At 71.0% G+C, this 814-nt stretch carries 1 protein-coding gene; it reads right to left on the bottom strand.

Annotation, left to right across the window (positions count from 1 at the left end):
- A partial coding sequence (locus tag A5736_RS15845; protein WP_175611300.1) for an endolytic transglycosylase MltG occupies window positions 1-736 on the bottom strand: 736 nt, incomplete at its 3' end.
- Window positions 737-814 lie beyond the last annotated feature (78 nt).

Raw genomic sequence — 814 nt, 5'->3', positions numbered from 1 at the left:
AGGGATCGACATTGAACGTTCCGGGCGCGATGAGGCCCTCGAGCCGGCGATGGTCGTTGCCCAGCTCGGTGACCGGTTCGACCGCCCACGCCGGCACCGACAACACCCCGGGAGCGCTGTTGCTCGCGGCGGCGCGCAGGGCGTCGACCGACAGGCAGCGCTTGGTGCCGTCGAGATCCACACAGGTGGCGCGCGAGATCAGCGTCAGGATTCCCGGCGTCACCACGTTGGTCTTCATGTCGGTGGTGTCGTCGAGCTGGCGTCCTTCCGGGATCACCAGCTTTCCGACCCTGCTGTTGGGGTCGGCCAGCCGCGCGACGGCGTTGGACGCCGGGATCTCGGTGCGCATCCGGTAGAAGCCGGGCTGGATGGAGTTGATCGCGGTGTTGCCGTGCGCGGCATTGACGAACGCCCGGACGGTGGCGACCACGCCCTGGTTGTGCAGCGTCTCCCCGACCGCGGTGGTGGAGTCGCCGTCTTGGATTTGAATCACGATGTCGTGCTTGCCATTACCGGTGTAGTCGTCGCCGGCCCCGAACACCGCGTGCCAGAGTCGAGAGCCCAGGAACACGGCCGCCACCACGACGACGACGAGCGCGCCGGCGGCGATCCGGCCGGCGTAGCGCCGCCGCTTACGCCCCCGCTCGGCCCGGTTGCGGGCCACCCGGCTCGCCCTGCGCCGCGGCGGCCCGACGGCTTCGGGCTCGGCGCGCTCGCGCCGCACGCTGTCAACCATCGGTGGCATCCCCCGCCGCGGAATCGGCCCCTGCCATCGTCGCCCGGCGCTGGTCGAGCCAGCCCTGCAGGATCGCCA

The sequence above is a fragment of the Mycobacterium sp. SP-6446 genome, assembly GCF_001954045.1.
GTDB lineage: Bacteria > Actinomycetota > Actinomycetes > Mycobacteriales > Mycobacteriaceae > Mycobacterium.
The sequence above is the reverse complement of the archived record's forward strand: the minus strand, read 5'-3'. Positions and strand labels throughout refer to the sequence as shown.